The 813-nt window shown below is 62.9% G+C and carries 1 pseudogene; it reads right to left on the bottom strand.

Annotated features, from left to right (window positions below):
- Nucleotides 1-813: pseudogene (locus tag IT781_RS22000) on the bottom strand (hypothetical protein); the annotation flags it as partial.

Below are 813 nucleotides of genomic sequence, written 5' to 3'. Positions count from 1 at the left end.
CATTGGCCAGCAGGAAGTTGAAATGGCTGCCCGGCCCGATGCCGGCTTGGGAGCCCTGCCATTCCGAGAAGCTGTTGGTGCCGATCACCGTCGAGCCGTCGGTGAACGGTTCCTCCTGCCAGATGTGCCCATGCTGCTGGAAGACATGGTTGCGGGCATGACCGCCGGCCTGCAGCACGCGCAGCCGGACCGGCTCGCCGGCTTTGACCAGGAAAGTCGGTGTTTCCGCATCGCCGGTCAGCACGTTGCTGAAGTCAAAGCCGCGCGTCAGCGTCAGCGGGGTATCCGCCGCAAAGCCCATGCGTGTCCATAGCGGTTCAGTCCTGTAGTTGAAAGCTCTCTGGCCGGTGTCTTCGGGATCTTCCGATTCGGCCAGGTTGGGCACGGGCAGGCCGTTTTGCTGCAGGTTCAGGTCATCCTGGAATATCAGCACGTGTTCCCGGAAGAACTTGCCGTTAGCCAGCGTGACCGTGGCCGAAGCGCGCATAGCGGCGTCTTCCTGCCACTTCGCGCCTTGCGGCTCGATGATCAACGCGCCGATAGCGCCCTTGCTGGCCTGCTTGATGCGATCCGACGGCATCAGGTTGACGGCGCCGTATTCCACTGGCTCGGCAAACAGCTTCTTCAGTTTCGACTTGGCATCAGGGTAGGGCCTGCTCGTCATTCGACCGGCGTACCATCTATAGTTGACCGTTTTGCCGGGGGCGGCGGTGACCAGATTGCCGCCCGTCAGGACCCAGTTCTGGCCTATGCTCAGGCCGGCGCCGCGCAGGGCGTCAAATTCCACCAGTTGCGGCGTCAGGCCGACATGGC

It is taken from the genome of Methylobacter sp. BlB1 (assembly GCF_015476545.1).
Taxonomy (GTDB): domain Bacteria; phylum Pseudomonadota; class Gammaproteobacteria; order Methylococcales; family Methylomonadaceae; genus Methylobacter.
This window is presented reverse-complemented; position numbering and strand designations above follow the sequence as displayed.